Genomic DNA, 25,029 nt, shown 5'->3' with positions numbered 1-25,029 from the left:
TGGAGATTGCCGATGCGCATCGCGCAGATTGCGCCACTCACCGAGGCTGTCCCTCCGCTGCTCTACGGCGGCACGGAGCGGATCGTCTCCTTCCTCACCGAGGAGCTCGTTGCCCTCGGGCATGACGTGACGCTGTTCGCCAGCGGCGATTCGGTGACTTCCGCCCGGCTCGAGGCGATGTGCCCGCGCGCGTTGCGCCTCGATCCCGGCGTGCGCGACGCCATGGCGCCGCACTTCCTGATGCTGGAGCAGGTGTTCCGCCGCGCCGCCGAGTTCGACGTGCTGCACTTCCACCTCGACTACTGGCCCTTCTCCCTGTTCGGCCGCCAGCCCACGCCCTTCCTCACCACCCTGCACGGGCGGCTGGACCTGCCGGAGCTCTGGCCGCTCTACCGCGCCCATGCGCGGGCGCCGCTCGTCTCCATCTCGGATGCCCAGCGGGCGCCGATGCCCTGGGCGAACTGGGCGCGCACCATCCACCACGGCCTGCCGGAGCGGCTGCTCGCGCCGCACCCCGGCGCCAGCCCCTCCTACCTCGCCTTCCTCGGCCGCATCGCCCCGGAGAAGCGGGTGGACCGCGCGATTGAGATCGCGGCGCGCGCCGGCCTGCCGATCCGGGTCGCGGCGAAGGTGGACCGCGTGGACCGCGACTATTTCGAGGAGCGCATCCGGCCGCTGATGGCGCAGGGCCATGTCGAGTTCATCGGCGAGATCGGCGACGCCGAGAAGGCGGCGTTCCTGTCCGGCGCGCAGGCCCTGCTGTTCCCGATCGACTGGCCCGAGCCCTTCGGGCTGGTGATGATCGAGGCGATGGCCTGTGGCACGCCCGTCATCGCCTTCAACCGCGGCTCCGTGCCGGAGGTGGTCGAGGACGGGCTGACCGGCTTCGTGGTGGACGATGTGGACGCCGCCGTGGCGGCGGTGCGGCGCCTGCCGGCGCTCTCGCGCGGGGCCATCCGCCGCCGCTTCGAGGAGCGCTTCACCGCGCGCCGGATGGCGGAGGACTACGTCGCGCTCTATCGCGCCTTGGCCGGCGCGGCCGCCCTGCCGCGGGTGCCGGCGATCGCGGCCGAGTAGGGGGCAGGGGAAAGCGCCGGGCCGGCCGGGAGGGGGCCGGCCCGGCGCGCCGCCTCAGCTCGTGGGCGAGCCCTCGCCGACATGCCGGCCCTCCGCGCGCTGCGTCGTGCGCCCCTCGGGCAGGGGGATGAACTCCGCCTCGTCGCCCGGCACCTTGCCGAACCGCCCCTCCCGCCAGTCCGCCTTCGCCTGCTCGATCCGCTCGGGGGAGGAGGCGACGAAGTTCCAGAAGAGGTAGCGCGGCCCGTCCATCGCCGCGCCGCCGAGCAGCAGCAGGCGCGCCCCCTGCGGGCCGGCCCGCAGCGCCAGCGCATCGCCAGCGCGGAACAGCAGCATCCGCCCTGACGCGAAGACGGTGCCCGCGACCTCCGCCTCTCCTTGCACGATGTAGGCCGCGCGCTCCTCGTGGCCTTCGGGAAGGGGCAGGGCAGCGCCGGGCGCGAGCGCCGCGTCGGCGTAGAACAGCGGCGAGGAGACGGCGACCGGGGCGCGCAGCCCCCATGCCTCCCCGGCGATCAGGCGCAGGCGCAGGCCGCCCTCCTCCGCCACCGGCAGCGCGGCGGCGGCGTGGTGGGCGAAGGCGGGCGCCGTCTCCTCCGCCGGCCGCGGCAGCGCCACCCAGCTCTGAATGCCGAACAGGCGGTTGATGCGGTCCCGCTTCGCCTGGTCGGTCCGCTCGGAATGGACGATGCCGCGCCCCGCCGTCATCCAGTTGACGTCGCCGGGGCGGATCGGCTGGGCGGTGCCGAGGCTGTCGCGGTGCAGGATCTCGCCCTCGAACAGGTAGGTGACGGTGGCGAGGCCGATATGCGGGTGCGGCCGCACGTCGAGGCCACGGCCGGTGAGGAACTCGCCCGGCCCCATCTGGTCGAAGAAGATGAAGGGGCCGACCATCTGCCGCTCCCGCGCCGGCAGGGCGCGCCGCACCTCGAAGCCGCCCACGTCATGGGCGCGCGGCAGGATCACCAGCTCCACGCCCCGGGGCGGGGTAGAGGGGCATTCGGGGTCCTCGGCGGGCTGCCAGCTCATGGGGGCCTCGGGCACTGCTCCGGCAAGGGCTTCAGGTGGGGTGCGCCATCCGGCCTGTCACCCCGCGGCATCGGGAGCCCGGCGGGCGGCGCCGCTTCCGCTTCGGGAAAGGCGGCCTCGCTCCGGCCCCCCTCTGGCGCGCATCGCCGCCGCTCCCATCTCCGCGCCGAGGGGTTGCCCGCGAGGAGGCGCGTCGGGTTGACAACTTGCTGATTGGTCTGGACAAGCGCATGTGCGCAAGAACCGGCCCGCGCGAGTATCGAGGCGGTGCAGCGATGAAGCGGCAGCATTTCCGGATGCCATGCCAGCACGGATCCTGATGCGGCCGCCGATCCCTCGGACGCCTCCGTGGCAGCCGCGGCGCGGCCGCCTGCGGGCGGGCACCGCCGAGGCCCATCGCCGCCTCGACCATCTGCTCGACTCGGCGGGGTGCTTCGCTTCCCTCGACGGCTACCGCCGCTATCTGCGGCGGATCGCTCCCTTGCAGGCGGCGCTGGAAGGCGCGCTGGAGGCGGCAGGCGCCGAGGCGCTGCTGCCCGACTGGCCGAGGCGGCGCAAGGCCTCCCTGATCGCGGCCGATCTGCGCGCGCTGGGCGGCCCGCCGCCGGCCCCGCTCCCGCGCCCCTTTCCCGGCCTTGCCGGCTGGCGCGCGGGGGATGTGCTGGGCACGCTCTACGTGCTGGAGGGCGCCACCCTGGGTGGGGCGGTCCTGGCTCGCCGCCTGGGCGATCTCGGGTTGCGCAGGGAGCGGGGTGGTCGCTTCCTCGACCCCTATGGGGAGGAGCGCGGGCGGATGTGGCGCCTCTTCCTGGAAGCGCTGGAGGAGACGCCGCTCGCGCCCAAGGAGGAAGCGGCGCTGCTGCCCCGCGCCCGGGCGGTGTTCGCCCTCTTCGTGGAGCAGGTCGCAGCACCCCTGGCGGAGGCGGGAGCCGCTGCATGACCGTGCACGCGGAGGACCCTTTCGCCGCCTGCGACCGCGAGCCGATCCACATCCCCGGCAGCATCCAGCCGCATGGCCATCTGTTGGCCTTCGAGCCGCGGGAGCTCCGCCTCGCTCATGCCAGCGCGGCTGCGGGGCCGGTGCTCGGCCGCGATCCGGCCCAGGCCTTCGGCCGGCGCTTTGCGGAGCTGTTTGCCGCGGAGGCGGCACCGACCTTCGAGGCGGCGCTGCGGGCGCTGCCCAACCCCGGCGTGGCGCGGCAGCTCGGCCCCTTGTGCGGCGCCTCGGGCGAGGCGTTCCAGGCGATCGCCCACCGCTCGCCCGACGGCTTCGTGGTGCTGGAACTCGAGACCATGCCCGAAGACTCGCAGGCAGGCGGCGTGGCGCCCGAGGCGCTCTACCCTGCCATCCGCGACGCCTTCGACCGCCTGCGGCGGGCCATCTCGATCGAGGAGCTGACGGCCGTGGCCGCGGCCGAGGTGCGGCGGCTGACCGGCTTCGACCGTGTCCTCGCCTACCGCTTCGAGCCGAACTGGGATGGCGTGGTGGTGGCCGAGGACCGCAACGACCGGCTTCCCTCCTATCTTGGCCTTCGCTTTCCGGCCTCGGACATCCCGGCGCCGGCCCGCCGGCTCTATGAGCTCAATCCGCAGCGCCTGATCGCCGACATGGACTACGCGCCGGTGCCGATCCTCGCCGCGAGGGCGGAGGCGCCGCCGCTCGATCTCACCTTCGCCACGCTGCGCAGCGTCTCGCCCGTGCATCTGGAATACATGCGCAACATGGGTACCCCGGCCTCCATGTCCATCTCGCTGCTGCGCGAGGACCGGCTCTGGGGGCTGCTGTCCTGCCATCACGCGGCGCCGCGGCGCGTGCCCTTCGCGCTGCGCAATGCCTGCGACCTGATCGGGCAGATGCTGTCGGTGCGCGTGGCGGCGGAGGAGGCGACGGCCCATGCGGAGGCGCGCTCGCGGCTGAAGGGGCTGGAGGGGCGGCTGCTCGCCCGCATGGCGATGAGCGCACGCTTCCCCGAGGGGCTCGCCGCGGTACCGGCCGATCTCCTCGGCCTCGCCGGCGCTACCGGCGCGGCGGTGCTGACCATGGAGGGCTGCATCCTCGTCGGGCGCGCGCCGCCGGAGGCGGCGGTGCGGCGCATCGCCGCCTGGCTGTCGGAGCGGGGCGTGGAGGAGGTGTTCCACACCATCCACCTCGCCGCCGAACTGCCGGAGATGGCGGAGATCGCGGACCGGGCGAGCGGGTTGCTGGCGGTGCCCGTCTCGCGCCTGCACCCGAGCTACGTGATGTGGTTCCGGCCGGAGCTCGTGCGCACCGTCTCCTGGGGCGGGGATCCGCGCAAGCCGGCCGCGCCCGCCCCCGACCGGCTGCACCCCCGGCGGTCCTTCGAGATCTGGAAGGAGACGGTGCGCCGGCGGGCGGCGCCCTGGTCCGCGGCCGAGATCGAGGCGGCGCGCGACCTGCGCTCCGCCATCCTGCGCATCGTGCTGCGCCACGCCGAGGAGCGCGCGGCGTTGACCGATCGCCTGGAACGCATCAATGAGGAGCTGACCGCCTTCTCCTACTCGGTCTCGCACGATCTGCGCGCGCCGTTCCGTCACATCATCGGCTTCGCCGAGCTGCTGCGGGAGCTGGAGGGGAACAAGCTGTCCGAGAAGGGGCGACGCTTCCTCGCCACCATCACCGAGGCGGCGGAGAATGCCGGCGCGCTGGTTGACGCCCTCCTGGCCTTCTCCCAGATGGGGCGCGCCAGGCTGAACCGGGCGATGGTGGACACGGAGGTCCTGGTGGCCGAGGTGATCCGCAGCCTTGCCCAGGACATCGGGGAACGGCGCGTCACCTGGCGGGTGGGGGCGCTGCCGATGGTGCGGGGCGATCCCGTGATGCTGCGCCAGGTGTTCCAGAACCTGCTGTCCAACGCGGTGAAGTACACCCGGGGGCGGGACGAGGCGGTAATCGCGGTGGGCTGCGAGCTTGGCGAGAGGGAATTCCTCTTCTCGGTCCAGGACAACGGCACCGGCTTCGACATGGCCTATGCCGGCAAGCTGTTCGGCGTGTTCCAGCGCCTGCACCGCATGGAGGAATTCGAGGGGATCGGCATCGGCCTCGCCAATGTGCGCCGCATCGTGGAGCGTCATGGCGGGCGAGTATGGGCCAGGGGCGAGCCGGACCGGGGAGCGACCTTCTTCTTCACCCTGCCGCGCAGGGAGGAGGCGGAGGCGCAGGAGGGCGAGGATGGGGAGGCCGGGCAGTGAGCCGGCTCCGCCCGGTCCGCCTCGGGCCGCCGGCTTCCTGCCGTGCCGGAGGTCCCCACCACCTTTCGCGGGCAGGCGCGTGGGGGCGCCTTGGGAGAGAGACATGCCGCCGGACCTGAAGCCCATCCTCCTGGTCGAGGACAATCCCAAGGACATCGAGCTGACCCTCGTGGCCTTCGAGAAGAGCCGCCTCGCCAACGAGGTGGTGGTGGTGCGCGACGGCGTGGAGGCGCTCGACTACCTGTCCCGGCGCGGCAATTCGGAGGTCGGCGCCCGGCGCAGCCTGCCCGTGGTGGTGCTGCTCGACATCAAGCTGCCGAAGCTCGACGGGCTCGAGGTGCTGGAGCGGATCCGCAAGGACCCGGACACCCGCACCCTGCCCGTGGTGATGCTCACCTCCTCCCGCGAGGAGCAGGACCTGGTGCGGAGCTACAATCTCGGCGTCAACGCCTTCGTGGTGAAGCCGGTGGGCTACCGAGAGTTCCTGGAGGCGGTGCGCGACCTCGGCGTGTTCTGGGCGGTGCTGAACGAGGCGCCGCCGCAGCAGGAAAGCCTGCCGGCGCCGTGAGCGCTTCCCCCCCCGCCGCGGACGCGCAGGCGCGCATGGAGCCCTGCCGGATCCTGCACCTCGAGGACAGTGCGATCGACGCCGAGCTGGTCGCCGAGGTGCTGGCCGCCGCGGGGATCGTGGCGGAGATCGAGCGGGTGGACACGCGCGAGGACCTCGCCGCCGCGCTGGCCCGGGGCGGGTACGATGTCATTCTCGCCGACCACTCGCTGCCGGGCTTCGACGGGCTGGAGGCGCTGGCCATGGCGCGGCGGGCGGCGCCGCGCACGCCCTTCATCTTCGTCTCCGGCGCGCTCGGGGAGGAGGCGGCGGTGGAGGCGATGAAGGACGGCGCCGCCGACTACGTCGTGAAGCACCGCCTTGGCCGCCTGCCCGTCGCGGTCCACCGCGTGCTGGCCGAGCGGCGCGCGCATGACGAGCGGCGCCGCGCCGAGGCGGCGCTGCGCGAGAGCGAGACGCGCTTCCACCTCGCGGCCAATGCGGTGGGCCTCGGCTCCTGGCAGATCGAGCCGGCCTCGGGCGTGCTCAGGGCCTGCGCCGTGTTCCGCCGGCACACGGGGCTGGCGCCGACCTCCGATCTCCGGCTCGACGACCTGCTCGGCGCGGCGCATCCGCAGGACCGGGCCCGCCTGCGCGCCGCCCTCGACGGGGGCGGGGAGTGCGAGATCGAGTTCCGCCTCGCCGGGTCCGGGCCGGAACGCTGGGTGCAGATGCGAGGCCGCCGCCTCGGGGCGGCGGGGCGGGAGCTGGCGGGCGTCTCCCTCGACGTCACCGAGCGCCGGCGCGCCGAGGAGGTGCTGCGGCAGGACAAGCAGGCGCTGGAGCGTCGCGTCGGCGAGGCGCTGGCCGAGCGCAAGGTCTGGGCCGACATCTTCGAGACCACCGATGCGGCGATCTGCGCGCTCGACCTCGAGGGGCGCTTCATGGCCATCAACCGCGCCTGCGCGCAGGCGCTCGAGCGCGGCTACGGCATCCGCCCCGGGGTCGGGGACAGCCTGCCCGGGATGCTTTCCCTCCTGCCGCAGCCCCAGCGCGCGAGGATCGAGGCGCTCTGGAGGCGGGCCCTGTCCGGGGAGGAGTTCAGCGTCATCGAGCCCTTCGGCCCGGAGGCGCCGGAGACGCCACGCTACGAGTTCCGCTTCAGCGTGTTGCGCGACCGCGACGGCCGCCGGATCGGCGCCCTGAAATACGGGCGCGACGTCACCGACCGGCTGCGGCAGGAGGCGCGGCTGGCCGAGACCGAGGACCGCCTCCGCCAGGCGCAGAAGATGGAGGCGCTGGGCCAGCTCGCCGGCGGCGTCGCGCACGACTTCAACAACGTGCTGCAGGCCGTGCTGGGCGGCGCCCGCATGATCCTGCGCCGGCCCACGGATGCGGAGGCCGTGGTCAAGTTCGCCACGCTGGTGGTGGAGGCGGCGGAGCGGGGGGCATCGGTGGCCCGCCGCCTGCTTGCCTTCGCGCGGCGCGACACGCTGCTGCGCGCCGAGGCGGTGGACACGGCGGAACTCCTCCTCGGGCTGCGCGAGGTGCTGGCGCACACGCTCGGCGGGACCATCAGGGTCGAGGCCGAGGTGCCTCCCGGAGTGCCGCCGCTGCAGGCCGATCGCGGGCAGCTCGAAGCGGTCCTCGTCAACCTGGCGGCCAATGCCCGCGACGCCATGCCGCGCGGCGGAACCCTGACCCTGACGGTCGCCGCCGAGGAGATCGCCGGCGCCGAGGCGGGTCAGGTCCCGCCGGGCCTCGCGCCCGGCGCCTATCTCCGCATCATGGTGAGCGACACGGGCGAGGGCATGGCGCCCGAGGTGCTGGCGCGCGCGGCCGAGCCCTTCTTCACCACCAAGCCCCAGGGGAAGGGCACGGGGCTCGGGCTGGCCATGGCCAAGGGCTTTGCCGAGCAGTCCGGCGGCGCCCTCGCCCTCGAGAGCGCGCCGGGGCGGGGGACGAAGGTGAGCCTCTGGCTGCCGCAGGCGACGGAGGAGGTGGCGCAGGCGCCCGGCCTCGGCGAGGCGGTTCCAGCCGCTCCCGCCACCGCCTGTCGCATCCTGCTGGTCGATGACGAGCCGGCGGTGCGCACGGTTCTCGCCGCGGCCCTGCGCGAGCGGGGCTACGACGTCGTCGAGGCGGAAGGCGGGGCGACGGCGCTGGACCGCCTCGACGGGACCGCGCCCTTCGATCTCCTGGTCACCGACCTCGCCATGCCCGGGGTGGACGGCCTCTCCCTGATCCGGGAGGCGCGGCGCCGCCATGCCGGCCTGCCGGTCCTGCTGCTCACCGGCTATGTCAACGATGTCGCGGCGCTGGTCCATGGCGAGGCGGCGGGGGGAGGCCCCTTCGCGCTCGGCCGCAAGCCGGCCTCGCCCGGCGACATCGCCGACCGCGTCGCGGCGCTGCTGGCCGGCCGGACCTGCCCGCCCGCCCGGGCGGAGGCGGCCTTCCCGGCAATGGGCGCCTCCCACGCCCCGGGCGGCAGGCGTGCTTCCGCCGCCGGCGATGGCTGAACGGGCGGATGGGCCTGCGCTGCCGCAGCCTCCGGCAGCGCCGTGGCGGATGGGGTGGGATTCGAACCCACGGTAGGAGGACTCCTACGCCGGTTTTCAAGACCGGTGCCTTAAACCACTCGGCCACCCATCCGGACTGTGCCATTTTGCAAGCGAGGCCTTTCGCCTGAGGGAAAGGTCCGACCTCTTTACCTCTTTACCAAGAATTCAGGGAAAACAAAGGATGTGCCTTCGTGCCGCCTTTCTGCTGGCAGGCGTCGCGCTGATGCCCGTGGCCGCGTCCGGGCAGGGCCTGCCGTCGCCGGACACACGCCAGACCATCGGGATCATCACCGAGAACGATGCCTATGCCGGGGATACGGACCGCTGGTACACGAACGGCTTCCGCCTCTCCTGGCACTCCGCGGAGGAGAGGCTGCCATCACCCCTGCTCTGGCTGGACCGGCAGGCGGAAGGCGTGTTCGGGCCGGCGAGGGCGCGGTGGGGCCTGGCGCTGGGCCAGACGATGTTCACCCCGGTGAACAAGCGGGCGCGCCTGCCCGACCCGCGCGACCGTCCCTATGCCGGCCACCTGTTCCTCGAACTCAGCCTCGATCGGCGCACGCAGCACCACCTCGACCGCTTCTCGGTGCAGGCGGGCGTGATCGGCCCGAGCGCGCTGGCGAGGGGCACGCAGGATGTCGTGCACCGCATCCTCGGCGACCCGAAGGCCCGCGGCTGGGGATACCAGCTGCGCGACGAGCCCGCGCTGAACCTGAGCTGGGAGCGGATCTGGCGGGTCGGCATGGCGACCCTGCCGGGGGGGCTGAGCATCGACGCGTTGCCGGCGGCGACCCTGGCCGCGGGGACCGTGCAGATCTATGCCGCCCTGGGAGCGCGGCTGCGCATCGGCCAGGGGCTGGAGCGCGATTTCGGCCCGGCGCGCATCCGGCCCGCGATCGCCGACGCGCCCGCGCCGATCGGCGAGGGCTTCGGCTGGTATCTGTTCGCCGGCGCCGGGGGACGTGCGGTCGCGCGTGACGTGTTCCTCGCGGGCAACACCTGGCGGGACAGCCCCTCGGTGGATCACCGCCCCTTCGTGGGCGATCTGGAGCTCGGCGCCTCGGTGTTCTGGCGCAACATCCGGCTCAGCTATACCCATGACTGGCGCAGCAAGGAATTCGTCGGCCAGACGAGGCCGCACCAGTTCGGATCCATCTCCCTGGCGATCGCGTTCTAGGACCGTTTCCGTCCAGGCAGCCGCGGAAGCGGCTCCAGCCCTCCGCGCTCCGCCCCAGGCGCGACCCTGGCAGGCGGATCCGCCAACGGCGCGCGCGACCCGCGGAGGACAGGCGGCGCGGCCGGCCCTCAGCCGCGCCGCACCACGTAATCCCCCGCCTCCAGCGCCGCGATGATCGCCGCCCCCTGGGCGGCGTCCCGCACCTCGATCATCAGCTCGAGCTCGGCGCTCTGCACCGAGGGCGCGGCGAAGAGGCGCTGGTGGCTCACCTCGATCACGTTGCCGCCGGCAGCGGCGACGCGCGCCGCGATATCGGCCAGCACGCCCGGGCGATCGGGAATGGAGAGGTGCAGGCGCAGGATGCGCCCGTCGCGCAGGAGCTGGCGCAGCAGCACGTTCGCCAAAATGCGCGCGTCTATGTTGCCGCCGCACACCGGCGTGCCCACAGCGCGGCCGGCGAAGCGCTCGGGAAAGGCGAGGAGGGCGGCGAGCCCGGCGGCGCCGGCGCCCTCCGCCACCACCTTGGCGCCCTCGGCGAGCAGGGCGATCGCCTGCTCCACCGCGCGTTCCGGCACCACCAGCACCTCGATGCCGAGGCGGCGGATCAGCGCCATCGGCACCTCGCCGATGTCGCGCACGGCGATGCCCTCGGCGATGGTCGGGCCGCCCACCTGCACCGGCAGCCCGTGCAGACGCTGCCACATGGCGGGATAGCCCTCCACCTCCACGCCGAAGATCGCGACATCGGGGCGCAGCTCGCGCACCGCGGCAGCGCAGCCGGCGAGCATGCCGCCGCCACCGACCGGGATGACCAGTGTGTCGGTCTCCGGCGCGTCCTCCAGCATCTCGAGGGCAAGCGTGCCCTGGCCCGCGATCACGCCCGGATCGTCGTAGGGATGGATGAAGGTGAGGCCGTCGCGCAGCGCGAGCTCGTGCGCATGCGCCGCGGCCTCGGCCAGCGTCTCGCCGTGCAGCACCACGCGCGCGCCCCAGCCCTCCGTACGCACCACCTTGGTGGCGGGGGTGAAGCGGGGCATGACGATGGTGGCGGCGATGCCGGCGAGGCTCGCGTGGCGCGCCACCGCCTGGGCATGGTTGCCTGCGGACATGGCGATCACGCCCGCCGCGCGCTCGCGCGGCGTGAGCAGCGCGATGCGGTTGGCGGCGCCGCGCTCCTTGAAGGCGCCGGTCGGCTGCAGGTTGTCGAGCTTCAGCCAGACCCTGCTGCCGGCGACGCGCGAGACGGCGTCCGAGAACAGCGTCGGCGTGCGCAGCACGGCGCCGCGGATGCGCTCGGCGGCGGCCCGCACCTCGGCGAGGGTGACAGGCGCGGCCGCCGGCGGCTCGGCGAGCGCCGGGGCGAGTCCGCGGGGGGGCACGGCGGGCTAGCCGTACCGGACGTCGGTGATCTCGTAGGCGCGCGCGCCGCCCGGGGCGGGCACCTCGACGGAGTCGCCGACCTTGCGCCCGATCAGCGCCTTGGCGAGCGGAGAGGAGATGGAGATGGAGCCTTCCTTCATGTCGGCCTCGTGCGCGCCGACGATGCGGTAGGTCTTCTGCTCCTCGGTCTCCTCGTCGAGGATGGTGACGCGGGCGCCGAACTTCACCTGGTCGCCGGAGAGCCGGGAGACGTCGATCACCTCGGCGGCCGGAATGATGGCCTCGAGCTCGGCGATACGGCCCTCGATGAAGGACTGACGCTCGCGCGCGGCGTGGTACTCGGCATTTTCCGAAAGGTCGCCATGCGCGCGGGCCTCCGCGATCGCGCGGATGACGGCCGGGCGCTCCTCGGTCTTGAGCTGCTTCAGCTCCTCCTCAAGCTTCGCCAGACCCTCGGCGGTCATGGGGAACTTCTGCACGGCAGACCCTTCCTTCGTATCCTCGACTGCCCCCGTCACCGATCCGGCAGCGGGCCCATTATGGCGGCGGGGGAAACGACAAGGGCGGGGGGCCGGTTCCGGCAACCCCCGCGCTTTTCAGAATGATCGGTCAAAATAGGCCTGGAGCGGAGCCACATCAAGGGTCCCGGCGCGCAGCGCCGCGATGGCGTGCACGGCCGCCCGGGCGCCCGCGATGGTGGTGTAGTGGGGCACCCCGTGGGTGAGGGCGGAGCGGCGGATGTCGAAGCTGTCCGTCACCGACTGCCCGCCGGCCGTGGTGTTGATCACGAGCTGGATCTCGCCCGACTTGATGGCGTCCACGCAGTGCGGGCGGCCCTCCAGCACCTTGTTCACCACCTGGCAGGGCAGCCCGGCCTCGCGCAGCCGCGCCGCGGTGCCGCGCGTCGCCGCGACGGCGAAGCCCATCTCCACCAGCCGCCGCGCCAGCACCACGGCGGCGGCCTTGTCGGCGTCCTTCACCGAGATGAAGGCGGTGCCGGCCTCCGGCAGCCTCACCCCGGCGCCGAGCTGGGACTTCAGGAAGGCGCGCTCGAAGGAGGCGTCGAGGCCCATAACCTCGCCGGTGGACTTCATCTCCGGGCCGAGGATCACGTCCACGTTCGGGAAGCGGCTGAAGGGGAACACCGCCTCCTTCACCGCCACGTGGCGATAGACCGCATCGTCGTCGAGGCCGAACTCGGCGAGGCGCGCGCCGGCCATGACCCGGGCGCCGATCTTCGCCACCGGAACGCCGGTCGCCTTGGCGACGAAGGGCACGGTGCGGGAGGCGCGGGGATTGACCTCGAGCACGAAGATCTCCCCATCCTTCACCGCGTACTGCACGTTCATCAGGCCCTTCACCTTCAGGGCGCGGGCCATCGCCTCCGTCTCCGCCTTGAGTTCGGTGACGATGGCGGGCGGCAGCGAGTAGGGCGGCAGCGAGCAGGCGGAATCGCCGGAATGGATGCCCGCCTCCTCGATGTGCTCCATCACCCCGGCGACGTAGACGGCACCGGTGCCGTCCGCGATGCAGTCCACATCCACCTCGATCGCGTCGGCGAGATACTGGTCGATCAGGATCGGGTTGTCGCCCGAGACGCGCACCGCCTCCTGGCCGAAGCGCAGGAGCTGGTCGCGGTTGTGCGCGATCTCCATGGCGCGGCCGCCAAGCACGTAGGAGGGGCGCACCACCACCGGGTAGCCGATGCGCTCGGCCTCCGCCACCGCCTCCTCCAGGCTGCGCGCGGTGCCGTTCTGCGGCTGCTTCAGGCCGAGGCCGCGCAGGAGCTGCTGGAAGCGCTCGCGGTCCTCGGCGATGTCGATCGCCTCGGCCGAGGTGCCGAGGATCGGGATGCCGGCCCGGTGCAGCGCCTGGGAGAGCTTGAGCGGCGTCTGGCCGCCGTACTGCACGATGCAGCCGAGCAGCTCGCCCCTCTCCTGCTCCTTGCGGATCAGCGCGATCACGTCCTCGGCCGTCAGCGGTTCGAAGTAGAGGCGGTCGGAGGTGTCGTAGTCGGTCGAGACCGTCTCCGGGTTGCAGTTGACCATGACGGTCTCGAACCCGGCCTCCTTCAGCGCGTAGGCGGCGTGCACGCAGCAGTAGTCGAACTCGATGCCCTGGCCGATGCGGTTTGGCCCGCCGCCGAGGATGACGACCTTCCGCCGCTCCGTGGGACGGCTTTCGCACTCCGGGGCGCCGAACCCGCCCTCGTAGGTCGAGTACATGTAGGGGGTCTCGGAGGCGAACTCGGCCGCGCAGGTGTCGATGCGCTTGTAGACGGGCTGCACGCCGAGGCGGGCACGCAGCGCCGCCACCTCCGCCTCCCGCGCGCCGGTGAGCTGGGCGAGGCGCCGGTCGGAGAAGCCGAGGGCCTTGAGGCGGCGCAGCGCGGCAGCCGACTGCGGCAGGCCCTGCGCCTTCACCTCCTGCTCGGCGCGGACGATGCGGCGGATCTCGCGCAGGAACCACGGATCGAACCGGCATGCCTCGTGGATCTCCTCGAGCGAGACGCCGGCGCGCATCGCCTGCGCCGCCATCAGTACCCGGTCGGGCTGTGGCGTCGCCAGCGCGGCGTGGAAGGCCTCGGCGCTGCCGTCGCCGGGGGCGGGGATCTCGTCGAGGCCGGAGAGGCCGGTCTCCAGGCTGCGCAGCCCCTTCTGCAGGGCCTCGGCGAAGCTGCGGCCGATCGCCATCGCCTCGCCGACCGACTTCATGGAGGTGGTCAGCGTCGCCGGCGTGCCGGGGAATTTCTCGAAGGTGAAGCGGGGGATCTTCACCACCACGTAGTCGATGGTGGGCTCGAAGCTCGCCGGCGTCACGCGGGTGATGTCGTTCTTCAGCTCGTCCAGCGTGTAGCCGACGGCGAGCTTGGCCGCGACCTTGGCGATGGGAAAGCCGGTGGCCTTCGAGGCGAGGGCCGAACTGCGCGAGACGCGCGGGTTCATCTCGATGATCACCATGCGCCCATCGGCGGGGTTGATGGCGAACTGCACGTTCGACCCGCCGGTGTCCACCCCGATCTCGCGCAGGCAGGCGATGGAGGCGTCGCGCATGCGCTGGTACTCCTTGTCCGTCAGCGTCAGCGCCGGCGCCACGGTGACGGAATCGCCGGTGTGCACCCCCATCGGGTCCAGGTTCTCGATGGAGCAGACGATGATGCAGTTGTCCGCGCGGTCGCGGACCACCTCCATCTCGAACTCCTTCCACCCCAGCACGCTCTCCTCGATCAGCACCTCGGTGGTCATGGAGGCGGCGAGGCCGGCGGAGACGATCTGCTCGAACTCCTCGCGGTTGTAGGCGATGCCGCCGCCCGTGCCGCCGAGGGTGAAGGAGGGGCGGATGACGCAGGGGAGCTTCACCAGGTCGAGCGCCGCCCAGGCCTCCGCCATCGAGTGGGCGATGGCGCTGCGCGGGCTCTCGATGCCGATCCTCGCCATGGCGTCGCGGAATTTCTGCCGGTCCTCGGCCTTGTCGATCACCTCGGCCTTCGCGCCGATCAGCTCGCAGCCGTGCTTCTCCAGCGCGCCGGAGGCGGCGAGCTTCATCGCCGTGTTCAGCGCCGTCTGCCCGCCCATGGTCGGCAGCAGCGCGTCAGGCCGTTCCCTGGCGATGATCTTCTCGACGATCTCGGGCGTGATCGGCTCGATGTAGGTGGCGTCCGCGAGGCCCGGGTCGGTCATGATCGTCGCCGGGTTGGAGTTCACCAGGATGACGCGGTAGCCCTCGGCGCGCAGCGCCTTGCAGGCCTGGGCGCCGGAATAGTCGAACTCGCAGGCCTGGCCGATGACGATCGGGCCGGCGCCGATGATGAGGATGGAGCGGAGGTCGGTGCGCTTGGGCATGGGGATCGTCCGTGTCGGGCGGCGGAAGGGTGGGGGTCAGGGGCGGCTTTCGGCCGCGAGCCTCGCCGCGAGCAGCGCCAGCGCGCCGCCGAGCAGCCAGCGCTGGGCGGCCATCCAGCCGGGCCGCGCGCCGAGGAAGCGCGCCACGCCCGCGGCGCCGAGCACGAGCAGCGCGTCGAACAGGACGGCGACGCCGATCTGCACCGCGCCGAGCACCATCCCCTGCAGGAACACGTCGCCGCGGACCGGGTCGAGGAAGGGCGGCAGCGCCGCCATGTAGAACGGCGCCACCTTCGGGTTCAGCGCCGCGGTGGCGAGGCCGATGCCGAACAGCCGCGCGGCCGGCTCGCGCGGCAGCGGCCGCGGGGCGAAGAGCGGCCGCCCGCCCGGGCGCAGGCACTGCCAGGCGAGGAAGGCGAGGTAGGCGGCGCCGGCCAGGCGCAGCACGTCCCAGGCGTGCGGGATCGCCAGCAGCGCCGCGGTGATGCCCGCCGCGGCCGCCAGCATGATGGCGAGCGATCCCGCCTGGCAGCCGAGCAGCGACACCATCCCCGTGCCCTGCGCCAGCGCGCGCGAGACGAGGTAGAGCATGTTCGGCCCCGGCGTCAGCGCAAGGCCGAGCGAGAGGGCGGCGAAGACCAGCAGCGTCTCCGCGGAGGGCATGGCGCTTCCGCTCAGCCCTGGATCGAGAAGCCGCCGTCCACCGGGATCGCGACGCCGGTGATGAAGGCGGCGGCATCGGAGGCGAGGAAGGCGGCGATGCCCTCGAAATCCGCCGGGTCGCCCCAGCGGCCCTTCGGCGTGCGGGCCAGCACGTTGTCGTGCAGCGCCGGCATGTCGCGCCGCGCCTTGCGCGTCAGCTCCGTGTCGATCCAGCCGGGCAGGATGCAGTTCACGGTGATGCCGTCCGCCGCCCAGGCGACGGCGAGCGACTTCGTGAGCTGCACCACCCCGCCCTTCGAGGCGCCGTAGGCGGCGTGCAGGGGCAGGCCGAAGATCGAGAGCATGGAGCCGTTGTTGATGACGCGCCCGTGCCCGCCTCCCTTCAGGTGCGGCCAGGCCGCCTGGCTCGCCAGCATGGTGCTGGTCAGGTTGGTGGCGAGCACCGTGTGCCAGTCCTCCGGCCGGTAGACCTCGGGCCGGTTGCGGATGTTGGTGCCGGCATTGTTGACCAGGATGTCGAGCCGGCCGAAGCGCTCCACCGTGCGCGCCACCATGGCGGCGACGCTGTCGGCGGAGGTGACGTCCACCATCACCGCCTCCGCCTCGGCGCCGAGGGCGCGGAGCTCGGCGACGGCGGCCGCGTTCTTCGCGGCGTCGCGGCCGGCGACCATCACGGCGGCGCCCGCCCTGGCCAGGCCACGCGCGAGGCCGAGGCCGATTCCGCCATTGCCGCCGGTGACGAGGCCGACGCGGCCGGTGAGGTCGAACATGCCCGCTATCCTCCCTTGTGCTTCTCGATCAGCTCCACGAAGCGGTGGAACAGGTGGCGGCTGTCGGAAGGGCCCGGCGCGGCCTCCGGATGGTACTGCACGGAGAAGGCCGGCAGGTCCTCGCAGGCCAGCCCCTCGTTCGAGCCGTCGAACAGCGAGACATGCGTCGCCCGCACGCCCGCGGGCAGCGTCTTCTCATCCACCGCGAAGCCGTGATTCTGGCTGGTGATCTCGACCCGGCCGGTGGCGAGGTCCTTCACCGGCTGGTTGGCGCCGCGATGCCCGCGGTCGAGCTTGTAGGTCCTGGCCCCGAGCGCCAGGGCGAGGAGCTGGTGGCCGAGGCAGATGCCGAACAGCGGCACCCGCTTCTCCAGCACGCCGCGGATGGCGGGCACGGCGTATTCGGCGGTGGCGGCCGGGTCGCCGGGACCGTTCGAGAGGAACACGCCGTCGGGCGCGTGGCGCAGGATCTCCTCCGCCGTCGCGGTCGCCGGCACCACGGTGACGTCGAGGCCGGCGGAGGCGAGGCAGCGCAGGATGTTGCGCTTGGCGCCGTAATCCACGGCGACCACCCTGTGCCGCGGCGCGGCTTGGCGGCCGTAGCCCTGCGGCCAGGCCCATTCCGTCTCGTCCCAGCGGTAGGACTGGCGGCAGGAGACCTCGCGGGCGAGGTCCATGCCCTCGAGGCCGGGCCAGGCAGCGGCCCGGGCCCGCAGCGCCCCGATGTCGAAGCGCCGGTCCGGGGGGAAGCAGAGCACGCCGTTGGGCGGACCGCCGTCGCGGATGCGGGCGGTCAGCGCGCGGGTGTCTACCCCGGCGATGCCGGGGACGCCATGGGATTTCAGCCAGTCGTCGAGGTGGCGGGTGGCGCGCCAGTTGGAGGGCTCGGTCAGGTCCTGCCGGACCACGAGGCCGCGGGCGGCCGGCGTCGTCGCCTCGATGTCCTCGGGGTTGGCGCCGACATTGCCGATGTGCGGGAAGGTGAAGGTGATGATCTGCCCGGCATAGGAGGGGTCGGTCAGCGTCTCCTGGTAGCCGGTCATGCCGGTGTTGAAGCAGACCTCCCCCACCGTGGTGGCGTGGGCGCCGAACCCCACCCCCCAGAGCACCGTGCCGTCGCCGAGCACGAGGCAGGCGGTCGCGCCGTCGGGTGCGCGGGTGGGGGCCGTGCCGTCGGGGGGGCTGTCCGGATGGGCCATGGGGGCAGGGGTCTCCGCAACGGGGGCGCCGGGAAGGTCGGAGAGGGAGAGGCCGGTGGCGGCGAGGATCGCCGGCCAGTGCCTCGGCGGGATGGCGCGGGCCTGGCGCCATTTGCGCACCGCCTCGGTGCCGATGCCGCAGCGCTGCGCCGCGGCCTCCGGGCCGCCGAGCAGGGCGATGATGTCCTCGACCGTCCGCATGGCCCCACTATGTGGGAAAATATTTCCCAATACAAGCCGCCTGATGGGTCCGGAAAGCGTTTCCCGTCCGCGGCCCCGTGCGCCGCCCACGGGGGCGCCCTATAGAGAAGGGCAGGAAGGAGACCGCATGATGGCCGAGGACCTGCGCAGCCGCCTCAGCGAGGAGATGAAGGCGGCGATGAAGGCGGGCGATGCCGCCCGCACCTCCACCATCCGCATGATCATGGCGAAGCTGAAGGAGACCGACATCGCCGCCCGCCCCTCGGGCGTGGAAAGGGTGCCGGACGAGCAGATCGCCACCATGCTGCGGGGCATGGTGAAGTCGCGGCGGGAGAGCGCCGAGCTCTACCGCCAGGGCAACCGCCCCGAACTCGCGGAGAAGGAGGAGGCGGAGATCCGCGTCATCGAATCCTTCCTGCCGCGGCAGATGGACGAGGCGGCGATGCGGGAGGCGATCCGCGCCGCGATCGCCGAATCCGGGGCGAGCGGGGTGAAGGAGATGGGCAAGGTGATGGCCCTGCTGCGGGCCAGGCACGCGGCGAGCATGGACCTCTCCCGGGCGGGGCCGCTGGTGAAGGAGGCGCTCGGCGGCTGAACCCGCGGTTTCTCCCTTCTTTTGCGGGCCGCCCCTGGCGGGGGGCGCGGCAGGCGCTAGACTTCCCCTCGCATGGCCCTGCCTCCCGCCTTCCTCGACGAGCTGCGCGCCCGCACGCCGCTGCCGGCGCTGATCGGGCGGAAGGTGCGCCTCGTGCGCAACGGGCGGCAGTGGAAGGGCTGCTGCCCCTTCCACAACGAGAAGACGCCGAGCTTCTACGTCTACGACGACCATTTCCACTGCTTCGGCTGCGGCGCCCATGGCGACGCGATCAGCTTCGTCATGCGCGCCGAGGGCGCCTCCTTCCCCGAGGCGGTGGAGCGCCTCGCCGCCGAGGCGGGGATCGAGGTGCCGAAGCCCTCGCGCGAGGCGGCGGCGCGGGAGGCGCGGGCGCGCGATCTCCATGCCGTGCTCGCCGCCGCCGAGGCCGCCTTCCGCCGCCGCCTGCGCCTGCCCGAAGGGCGCGCCGCGCTCGACTACCTGCGCCGCCGCGGCCTCACGGAGGAAACCATCGCCCGCTTCGGCCTCGGCTGGGCCGGGGAGGGGCGGGGGGCGCTGGCGGCGGAGCTGAAGGCGGAGGGGATCGAGCCGGCGCAGCTCGTCGCGGCGGGGCTGATGAAGCCGCGCGATCCCGACGACCCCCGCTCCGGCCTCGTGGACCTGTTCTTCCAGCGCGTGATCTTCCCGATCCGCGACCGCCGCGGGCGCACCGTCAGCTTCGGCGGGCGGATCCTCGGCGAGGGGCAGCCGAAATACGTCAACGGGCCGGAGACGGCGCTGTTCCGCAAGCGGCACAGCCTCTATGGCCTCGATCTGGCGCGGGAGGGGGCGTTCCGCGGCGCCGCGGTGGTGGCGGTGGAGGGCTACATGGATGTCATCGCCCTGCACCAGGCGGGCTTCGCCGGCGCCGTCGCCCCCTTGGGCACGGCGCTGACGGAGGAGCAGCTCGAGGCGCTGTGGCAGCTCAGCCCCGAGCCGGTGCTCTGCTTCGACGGCGACGCCGCCGGCGCGCGGGCGGCGGCGCGGGCCGCGGAGCTCGCCCTGCCGCGGCTGCGGCCCGGGCGCAGCCTCCGCCTCGCCACCCTGCCGCCCGGCGAGGATCCGGACACGCTGCTGCAGCGCCAGGGAAGGCGGGGCTTCGAGGCGGTGCTGGCGGCGGCGCGGCGGCTGGAGGACGCGATCCTCGGCCTGGCGCGGGACGCGAAGGGCGATGCGACCCCGACGCAGCGGGCCGCCGCCAAGGAGGAGATCCTGCGCCTCTGCGGCCTGATCCCGCACCGCGCCCTGGCCGAGGAGTGGCGGCGGCACGCGCTCGACCAGTTCTACGCCGCCTACAGGCCGCGGCGGGCGGCGGGGCCGGCCCGGGCGGCCTCACGCGCCCCCGCCGGGCCGCGCCTGCCGCCCGATCCCGCCGCGGCGCGGCTGGAGCGGGCCCGCAACCTGCTGGCCATCCTCCTTCGCCACCCGCTGCTGCTGCCCGAGGTGGTGGAGGCGCTGGCCGCCCTCGACATGCCGGAAGGCTCCTGCGCGCGGCTGCAGGCGGCGCTGCTCTCCTGCGCCGCGCAGGGCGGCGCGCTTGACTCGGCGCTGCTGATGGACCAACTCGCCAGAAGCGGGCTGGGGGATGCCATCGCCTGGGTCTTCGGGACGCCAGGCCTGTGCGAGGCCAGCCGTCCCGAGGCGCAGCCCGGAGAAGCGCTGGACGGCTGGTGGCACTTCTTCGGCCTGCTGCGAGGCGAGGCGGAGCTTGTCGCGGATTGCGCCGAGGCGAAGCGGAAACTGGTCGAGACCAACCACCCTTCGGCGCAGCAGCGCCTGATTCGCCTGACCGCGGCCCTCGCCTCCCTGCGGGCGGGCGAGGCCGGGCAGACTTCCATGACATAGCGTGGTGGCACTTCCCCGTCGGCCGTCGCGGCCGGGGGCGTCTTCCTGCGGGCCGTCCGGCCCCGATGGGCTCTGCCGGCCCGGCGCGTTGATGGAGCAGCGAATGGCGAGCAAGGTCGCGAACGGCACCGAGGCGGTGGAGAGCCGCGACGAGGCGGTGGAGGGCGTGCTGCTCGACACCCAGTCCGCCGCGGTGAAGAAGCTGATCGCCCGGGGCAAGGAGCGCGGCTACGTCACCTATGACGAGATCAACGCCGTCCTTCCCTCCGAGCAGGTCTCCTCGGAGATGATCGAGGACACCATGGCGATGCTCAACGAGATGGGCATCAACGTGGTGGAGGCCGAGGAGACCGAGGAGGGAGAGGGCGCCGCCCGCCCCGCCGTCCGGGCGGAGGAGGAGGAGGAGGAGGAGGCGGGCGGCAATGTGGATGAGGAGAGCCTCGGCCGCACCGACGATCCCGTGCGCATGTACCTGCGCGAGATGGGTTCGGTCGAGCTGCTCTCGCGCGAGGGCGAGATCGCCATCGCCAAGCGCATCGAGGCGGGGCGGGACATGATGATCGGCGGGCTGTGCGAAAGCCCGCTGACCTTCAGGGCGATCATCGCCTGGCATGACGCGGTCAAGGAAGGCCGCATGCTGCTGCGCGACGTGATCGACCTCGAGGCCACCAACGCCGCCGACACTCCCGACGGCGCCGGCGCCCCGGCCGCCGAGGAGGAGTTCGAGGAGGGCGAGGAAGGGGAGGGCATCGGCCTCTCCCTCTCCGCCCTCGAGGAGAAGCTGAAGCCCGAGGCGCTCGCCGCCTTCCAGGCGATCGAGGAGGCCTATGCGCGGCTGCAGAAGCTGCAGGCGCGGCGCATGGAGGCCTACACCTCGGGCGAGGACCTCGCCGGCCGCACCGAGAAGACCTACGAGAAGGCGCGCGCCGAGCTGGTGGCCCTGGTGCAGAAGGTGCACCTGCACAACAACCGCATCGAGGAGCTGGTCGAGCAGCTCAAGGGGCTGAACCGCCGGCTGACCATGCTGGAGGGCCAGGTGCTGCGCCTGGCCGAGGCGAGCAAGGTGCGGCGCGAGGAGTTCCTCGAGCAGTGGCGCGGCAGCGAGCTCGACCCCGCCTGGTTCGACCGCCTCTCGCGCCTGCCGGCCAAGGGGTGGAAGGCCTTCGTCGCCCGCTCCCGCGACGAGGTGGAGGCGATCCGCGCCCAGATCGCCGCCATCGCCACCGAGACCGGCCTGCCGGTGGAGGAGTTCCGCCGCGTCTACGCCACGGTCAGCCGCGGCGAGCGCGACATGACCCAGGCGAAGAAGGAGATGATCGAGGCCAACCTCCGCCTCGTCATCTCGATCGCCAAGAAGTACACCAACCGCGGCCTGCAGTTCCTGGACCTGATCCAGGAGGGCAACATCGGCCTTATGAAGGCGGTGGACAAGTTCGAGTACCGCCGCGGCTACAAGTTCTCCACCTACGCCACCTGGTGGATCCGCCAGGCGATCACGCGCTCCATCGCCGACCAGGCGCGCACCATCCGCATCCCCGTGCACATGATCGAGACGATCAACAAGCTGGTGCGCACCTCGCGCCAGATGCTGCACGAGATCGGGCGCGAGCCGACGCCGGAGGAGCTGGCCGAGAAGCTCGGCATGCCGCTCGAGAAGGTGCGCAAGGTGCTGAAGATCGCCAAGGAGCCGATCAGCCTCGAGACCCCGATCGGCGACGAGGAGGACAGCCACCTCGGCGACTTCATCGAGGACAAGCAGGCGGTGATCCCGCTCGAGGCCGCCATCCAGTCCAACCTGCGCGAACAGACGACGCGCGTGCTGGCCAGCCTGACCCCGCGCGAGGAGCGCGTGCTGCGCATGCGCTTCGGCATCGGCATGAACACCGACCATACGCTCGAGGAGGTGGGCCAGCAGTTCAACGTGACGCGCGAGCGCATCCGCCAGATCGAGGCCAAGGCGCTGCGCAAGCTGAAGCACCCCTCGCGCTCGCGGAAGCTGCGCTCCTTCCTGGACAACTGAGGTGCGCATGCCGGGGGCGGGCGGCGCGGCGCCCGAGGCGGTGGTGCCGGTCGCGGTGGACGTGACCTTCCTGCGCATGGACCGCCCCCCGCGCGACCCCGCCCCGGCCCTGCCGGCCGATGCGCGGGTGGAGCGCCTCGCGCGCTGCACCGTGCGCTTCTACCGCTACCTCTACGACACGGTGGGGCACGACTACGTGTGGTGGCTGCGACGCACCCTCTCCGACGCCGAGCTCGCCGCCCTCCTCGCCGACCCAGTCATCTCGGTGCACGTGCTCTACCGCGGCGGCGAGCCGGCGGGGTTCTACGAACTCGACCGCCGCAACCGGCCGGCGGTGAACCTCGCCTATTTCGGGCTGCTGCCGCACGCCATCGGGCAGGGGCTCGGGCGTGCCTTCCTGCGCCATGCGGTGGACGCCGCCTGGGCCGAGGGCGCGCGGGCGGTGACGGTGAACACCTGCACCGCCGACCATCCGCGGGCGCTGCCGAACTATCGCGCCGCCGGCTTCGTCACGCTGCGCACGGTGCGCGAGCTGTGGCGGGTGCCGGTGCGCCTCGGCCTGCCGATCCCGGAGCGGCTGCGGGCGGGTTAGGGCGGATCGCGGCGTCTGGAAGCGGCCGGGCGCGCGATCCGGCCGGCACGAACACACGCGCTGGGGCCGTTCCCGCGGGCGCGGCCAGGGAGAACGGTCCCAGGACCCGCGCCACCGAGGAGGCCCCGATGCCCGACGCGCCGCCCGCCATGCCGAGGAGCCTCTGGGCCGCGACGGCGCCGCCCGCCCCGCCGACCGCGCCGCTGCGCGGCGAGGCGCGCACGGGCGTCGCCGTGATCGGCGCCGGCTACACCGGCCTTTCCGCCGCGCTGCACCTGGCCGAGGCGGGCATTCCCTGCACCGTGCTGGAGGCCGCCGAGATCGGCTGGGGCGCCTCGGGGCGCAACAACGGCCAGGTCATTCCCACCCTGTCGCGCGCCGACCCGGACGCCATCGTGGCCAGCGTGCCGCGGGAGCTTGGCGGGGCGGAGAAGGGCGAGGCGCTGGTCGGGCTGATCCGCGACAGCGCCGCCCTGGTCTTCGAGCTGATCCGCAAGCACGGCATGCGGGCGGAGGCGGTGCAGAACGGGTGGCTGCAGCCGGCGCACCGCCCCTCCCGCATGAGGCTGGTGGAGAGCCGCGTGCGGCAATGGGCGCGGCGCGGCGCGCCGGTGCGCCTGCTCTCGCGCGAGGAGATGGCGGCGCTCGCCGGCAGCGGGCACTGGCATGGCGGGTGGGAGAACCCGACCGGCGGGCGGATCAACCCGCTCGGCTTCGCCCGCGGCCTCGCCGGGGCGGCGATCCGCGCCGGCGCGGTGGTGCACACCCGCAGCCGCGTGACCGCCCTCGCGCGCGAGGGGACGGGCTGGCGCCTGGCGACGCCCGAAGGCGCGCTCAGGGCGGAGCGGGTGATCCTCGCCACCAACGCCCATACCCCGCCCGGCCTCTGGCCCGGCCTGCACCGCAGCGTGGTGCCGGTGCGGAGCTATCAGATGGCCACGCCGGTCCTGTCGGACAACATCCGCGGCACCATCCTGCCCGGCGGGCACGCGCTGTCCGACACCCGCGGCGACCTGCACTTCTTCCGCTTCGACGCGGAGGGACGGCTGGTGACGGGCGGCGGGCTGATCCTGCCGCTCGGCTGGGAGGGGCGGATCCGCCGGCGCATCGGCGCCCGCCTTGCCCGCGTCTTCCCGCAGCTCGGCGAGGTACGGTTCGACTACGTGTGGTGGGGCTATGTCGGCGGCACCGCCGACCGGCTGCCGCATGTCTATGAGCTGGCGCCGGGGGTGCTGGCCTGGACCGGCTGCAACGGCCGCGGCGTCGCGCTCGCCACCGCGCTCGGGCGGGAGCTGGCCCGCGCCTCGGCCGGCGTGCCGGCGCGGGAGATCGCGGCGCCGGTGGAGACGCGGCTCAGGACCGTATTCGGCCACCGGTTCCGTGCCCTCGGCATCGCCTGGCAGGTGGCGCGGAACCGCTGGAACGACCGGCGGGACTGATGCCGAGTCTCGTGGATCATGGCCGATCCACCCTCGGGCGCCGGCGCGGGCCGCATCCCAGGGAGCGATCGCGACCGGCCGTGCCACGGCCAGCCGGGCCCGGGGAATGCGGCCGCCGGCGGAACCGCCGTCAGGGCGCGCCGAGCAGCACCGGCGGCGTCGGGTCGGTCTCGATGCGCACCTCGCGCACGCCGGGAATGCCCTCGGCCAGCACGCGCAGGCCGCGCTTCACCTCTTCCGAACGGCAGAAGCCGCGGATGGTGACGACGCCGTCCTGCACCTCCGGGAAGATGAAGTAGGCATCTATCCAGGGCTGCTCGCGCATGGCGCGGGAGAGGGCGCGGCGGATCTCCGCGTCCGAGGCGGCGGCTGGCGCGGCCGGCGGCGCCTCCAGGCTCACCTTCAGCAGGTCGGCGCGGGAGACGATGCCGACCAGCCTGCCCTCCCGGTCCACCACCGGCAGGCGGCGGATGTTGCGCTTCTCGAGCAGAGCCGCGACCTGCTCGACCGGCGTGTCTTCCCCCACCGTCTCGACCGCGGTGGTCATCACGTCGCGCACGAGCCGGCCGTGGCTGCGCGCGTAGTGGTCGGCCTGCGCGGCGGCGGAGCCGAACAGGCCGAGGAACCAGGAGCGGGGCTTTTCCGTCACCGCGGCCAGGCGGCGGATCAGGTCTCCCTCGGTCAGGATGCCGAGCAGCTTGCCGTCCTTGTCCAGGACCGGCGCGCCGGAGACGCCGCGCTCGGCGAGCATGCGCGCCGCCGTCGCCACCGGCAGGTCCGGCGAGAGGGTGAGCAGGCTGGTGGTCATGATGTCGGCGGCGCGCATGGCGATGGTCTCCCTCT

At 73.1% G+C, this 25,029-nt stretch carries 19 protein-coding genes and 1 tRNA gene; 11 read left to right on the top strand and 9 right to left on the bottom strand.

Annotated features, from left to right (window positions below; genetic code table 11):
- Positions 1 to 12 precede the first annotated feature (12 nt).
- Positions 13 to 1,077: a glycosyltransferase family 4 protein gene (locus ET526_RS07550; RefSeq protein ID WP_135467079.1), complete on the top strand. Its 1,065-nt coding sequence runs from the start codon at positions 13 to 15 to the stop codon at positions 1,075 to 1,077.
- 54 nt (positions 1,078 to 1,131) lie between these two features.
- Here the strand turns inward: ET526_RS07550 and ET526_RS07545 are convergent, their stop codons facing one another.
- Complete coding sequence (locus ET526_RS07545; protein WP_135467078.1) at positions 1,132 to 2,106, bottom strand: pirin family protein; 975 nt, start codon at positions 2,104 to 2,106, stop codon at positions 1,132 to 1,134.
- Positions 2,107 to 2,407: 301 nt separating this feature from the next.
- On the opposite strand from ET526_RS07545, the gene ET526_RS07540 reads away from it, so the two are divergent.
- The 4 genes from ET526_RS07540 (at position 2,408) to ET526_RS07525 (ending at position 8,382) form a co-directional block, all read left to right on the top strand.
- A complete protein-coding gene (locus tag ET526_RS07540) occupies positions 2,408 to 3,046 on the top strand; it encodes a biliverdin-producing heme oxygenase (RefSeq protein ID WP_135467077.1) in 639 nt (212 codons plus the stop codon).
- Positions 3,043 to 5,316, top strand: a complete 2,274-nt coding sequence (locus tag ET526_RS07535; protein ID WP_135467076.1) for an ATP-binding protein — start codon at positions 3,043 to 3,045, stop codon at positions 5,314 to 5,316. Before ET526_RS07540 ends, ET526_RS07535 begins: the two co-directional genes overlap by 4 nt.
- 103 nt (positions 5,317 to 5,419) lie before the next feature.
- Positions 5,420 to 5,884 carry a response regulator gene (locus tag ET526_RS07530; protein WP_135467075.1) on the top strand — a complete coding sequence of 155 codons (465 nt, stop codon included), beginning with the start codon at positions 5,420 to 5,422 and terminating at the stop codon, positions 5,882 to 5,884.
- Complete coding sequence (locus ET526_RS07525) at positions 5,881 to 8,382, top strand: response regulator (protein ID WP_135467074.1); 2,502 nt, start codon at positions 5,881 to 5,883, stop codon at positions 8,380 to 8,382. Before ET526_RS07530 ends, ET526_RS07525 begins: the two co-directional genes overlap by 4 nt.
- A gap of 43 nt (positions 8,383 to 8,425) precedes the next feature.
- On the opposite strand, the gene ET526_RS07520 is transcribed toward ET526_RS07525, so the two are convergent.
- Positions 8,426 to 8,515 (bottom strand) — tRNA-Ser (locus ET526_RS07520).
- Positions 8,516 to 8,647: 132 nt separating this feature from the next.
- On the opposite strand from ET526_RS07520, the gene ET526_RS07515 reads away from it, so the two are divergent.
- Positions 8,648 to 9,601 (top strand): lipid A deacylase LpxR family protein, encoded by a 954-nt coding sequence (locus ET526_RS07515; protein WP_158295520.1) that lies wholly within the window; start codon positions 8,648 to 8,650, stop codon positions 9,599 to 9,601.
- Positions 9,602 to 9,729: 128 nt separating this feature from the next.
- Here the strand turns inward: ET526_RS07515 and ET526_RS07510 are convergent, their stop codons facing one another.
- The 6 genes from ET526_RS07510 to carA all read right to left on the bottom strand — a co-directional run bounded on the left by ET526_RS07510 (position 9,730) and on the right by carA (position 17,656).
- Entirely contained in the window at positions 9,730 to 10,980 is a 1,251-nt protein-coding gene (locus ET526_RS07510; protein ID WP_135467072.1) for a threonine ammonia-lyase, read from the bottom strand.
- A 6-nt stretch (positions 10,981 to 10,986) separates the two neighbouring features.
- Positions 10,987 to 11,460 (bottom strand): transcription elongation factor GreA, encoded by a 474-nt coding sequence (greA, locus tag ET526_RS07505; RefSeq protein WP_135467071.1) that lies wholly within the window; start codon positions 11,458 to 11,460, stop codon positions 10,987 to 10,989.
- Positions 11,461 to 11,577: 117 nt separating this feature from the next.
- On the bottom strand, positions 11,578 to 14,823 hold the full coding sequence (carB, locus tag ET526_RS07500; RefSeq protein ID WP_135467070.1) for a carbamoyl-phosphate synthase large subunit: 3,246 nt from the start codon (positions 14,821 to 14,823) through the stop codon (positions 11,578 to 11,580).
- A 36-nt stretch (positions 14,824 to 14,859) separates the two neighbouring features.
- Positions 14,860 to 15,486, bottom strand: a complete 627-nt coding sequence (locus tag ET526_RS07495) for a LysE family translocator (RefSeq protein WP_135467069.1) — start codon at positions 15,484 to 15,486, stop codon at positions 14,860 to 14,862.
- An 11-nt stretch (positions 15,487 to 15,497) separates the two neighbouring features.
- Positions 15,498 to 16,256, bottom strand: coding sequence for an SDR family NAD(P)-dependent oxidoreductase (locus tag ET526_RS07490; protein ID WP_135467068.1), 759 nt, complete (start codon positions 16,254 to 16,256; stop codon positions 15,498 to 15,500).
- Positions 16,257 to 16,261: 5 nt separating this feature from the next.
- Positions 16,262 to 17,656 (bottom strand): glutamine-hydrolyzing carbamoyl-phosphate synthase small subunit, encoded by a 1,395-nt coding sequence (gene carA, locus ET526_RS07485; protein WP_135467067.1) that lies wholly within the window; start codon positions 17,654 to 17,656, stop codon positions 16,262 to 16,264.
- Positions 17,657 to 17,783: 127 nt separating this feature from the next.
- Between carA and ET526_RS07480 the strand changes: the two genes are divergently transcribed.
- The 5 genes from ET526_RS07480 (at position 17,784) to ET526_RS07460 (ending at position 24,186) form a co-directional block, all read left to right on the top strand.
- Entirely contained in the window at positions 17,784 to 18,251 is a 468-nt protein-coding gene (locus ET526_RS07480) for a GatB/YqeY domain-containing protein (RefSeq protein ID WP_408869759.1), read from the top strand.
- Between the two features lie 72 nt (positions 18,252 to 18,323).
- Positions 18,324 to 20,135, top strand: a complete 1,812-nt coding sequence (gene dnaG, locus ET526_RS07475) for a DNA primase (protein WP_135467065.1) — start codon at positions 18,324 to 18,326, stop codon at positions 20,133 to 20,135.
- 103 nt (positions 20,136 to 20,238) lie between these two features.
- Positions 20,239 to 22,155: an RNA polymerase sigma factor RpoD gene (gene rpoD / locus ET526_RS07470; protein ID WP_135467064.1), complete on the top strand. Its 1,917-nt coding sequence runs from the start codon at positions 20,239 to 20,241 to the stop codon at positions 22,153 to 22,155.
- A 7-nt stretch (positions 22,156 to 22,162) separates the two neighbouring features.
- A complete protein-coding gene (locus ET526_RS07465; RefSeq protein WP_135467063.1) occupies positions 22,163 to 22,747 on the top strand; it encodes a GNAT family N-acetyltransferase in 585 nt (194 codons plus the stop codon).
- A 128-nt stretch (positions 22,748 to 22,875) separates the two neighbouring features.
- Complete coding sequence (locus ET526_RS07460; protein ID WP_135467062.1) at positions 22,876 to 24,186, top strand: NAD(P)/FAD-dependent oxidoreductase; 1,311 nt, start codon at positions 22,876 to 22,878, stop codon at positions 24,184 to 24,186.
- Positions 24,187 to 24,316: 130 nt separating this feature from the next.
- Here ET526_RS07460 and ET526_RS07455 read toward each other — a convergent pair whose 3' ends face one another.
- Entirely contained in the window at positions 24,317 to 25,012 is a 696-nt protein-coding gene (locus ET526_RS07455; RefSeq protein WP_240048301.1) for a CBS domain-containing protein, read from the bottom strand.
- Positions 25,013 to 25,029 lie beyond the last annotated feature (17 nt).

This window comes from Crenalkalicoccus roseus (genome assembly GCF_004761865.1).
Lineage (GTDB): Bacteria > Pseudomonadota > Alphaproteobacteria > Acetobacterales > Acetobacteraceae > Crenalkalicoccus > Crenalkalicoccus roseus.
The sequence above is the reverse complement of the archived record's forward strand: the minus strand, read 5'-3'. Positions and strand labels throughout refer to the sequence as shown.

What these genes read in the sequence shown, in the direction of transcription:
- ET526_RS07550 (WP_135467079.1), top strand. Translation starts at nt 13, where the DNA reads ATGCGCATCGCGCAGATTGCGCCACTCACCGAGGCTGTCCCTCCGCTG.
- ET526_RS07545 (WP_135467078.1), bottom strand. Translation starts at nt 2,106, where the DNA reads ATGAGCTGGCAGCCCGCCGAGGACCCCGAATGCCCCTCTACCCCGCCC.
- ET526_RS07540 (WP_135467077.1), top strand. Translation starts at nt 2,408, where the DNA reads ATGCCAGCACGGATCCTGATGCGGCCGCCGATCCCTCGGACGCCTCCG.
- ET526_RS07535 (WP_135467076.1), top strand. Translation starts at nt 3,043, where the DNA reads ATGACCGTGCACGCGGAGGACCCTTTCGCCGCCTGCGACCGCGAGCCG.
- ET526_RS07530 (WP_135467075.1), top strand. Translation starts at nt 5,420, where the DNA reads ATGCCGCCGGACCTGAAGCCCATCCTCCTGGTCGAGGACAATCCCAAG.
- ET526_RS07515 (WP_158295520.1), top strand. Translation starts at nt 8,648, where the DNA reads ATGCCCGTGGCCGCGTCCGGGCAGGGCCTGCCGTCGCCGGACACACGC.
- carB (WP_135467070.1), bottom strand. Translation starts at nt 14,823, where the DNA reads ATGCCCAAGCGCACCGACCTCCGCTCCATCCTCATCATCGGCGCCGGC.
- ET526_RS07495 (WP_135467069.1), bottom strand. Translation starts at nt 15,486, where the DNA reads ATGCCCTCCGCGGAGACGCTGCTGGTCTTCGCCGCCCTCTCGCTCGGC.
- ET526_RS07490 (WP_135467068.1), bottom strand. Translation starts at nt 16,256, where the DNA reads ATGTTCGACCTCACCGGCCGCGTCGGCCTCGTCACCGGCGGCAATGGC.
- carA (WP_135467067.1), bottom strand. Translation starts at nt 17,656, where the DNA reads ATGCGGACGGTCGAGGACATCATCGCCCTGCTCGGCGGCCCGGAGGCC.
- ET526_RS07480 (WP_408869759.1), top strand. Translation starts at nt 17,784, where the DNA reads ATGATGGCCGAGGACCTGCGCAGCCGCCTCAGCGAGGAGATGAAGGCG.
- dnaG (WP_135467065.1), top strand. Translation starts at nt 18,324, where the DNA reads ATGGCCCTGCCTCCCGCCTTCCTCGACGAGCTGCGCGCCCGCACGCCG.
- rpoD (WP_135467064.1), top strand. Translation starts at nt 20,239, where the DNA reads ATGGCGAGCAAGGTCGCGAACGGCACCGAGGCGGTGGAGAGCCGCGAC.
- ET526_RS07465 (WP_135467063.1), top strand. Translation starts at nt 22,163, where the DNA reads ATGCCGGGGGCGGGCGGCGCGGCGCCCGAGGCGGTGGTGCCGGTCGCG.
- ET526_RS07460 (WP_135467062.1), top strand. Translation starts at nt 22,876, where the DNA reads ATGCCCGACGCGCCGCCCGCCATGCCGAGGAGCCTCTGGGCCGCGACG.
- ET526_RS07455 (WP_240048301.1), bottom strand. Translation starts at nt 25,012, where the DNA reads ATGCGCGCCGCCGACATCATGACCACCAGCCTGCTCACCCTCTCGCCG.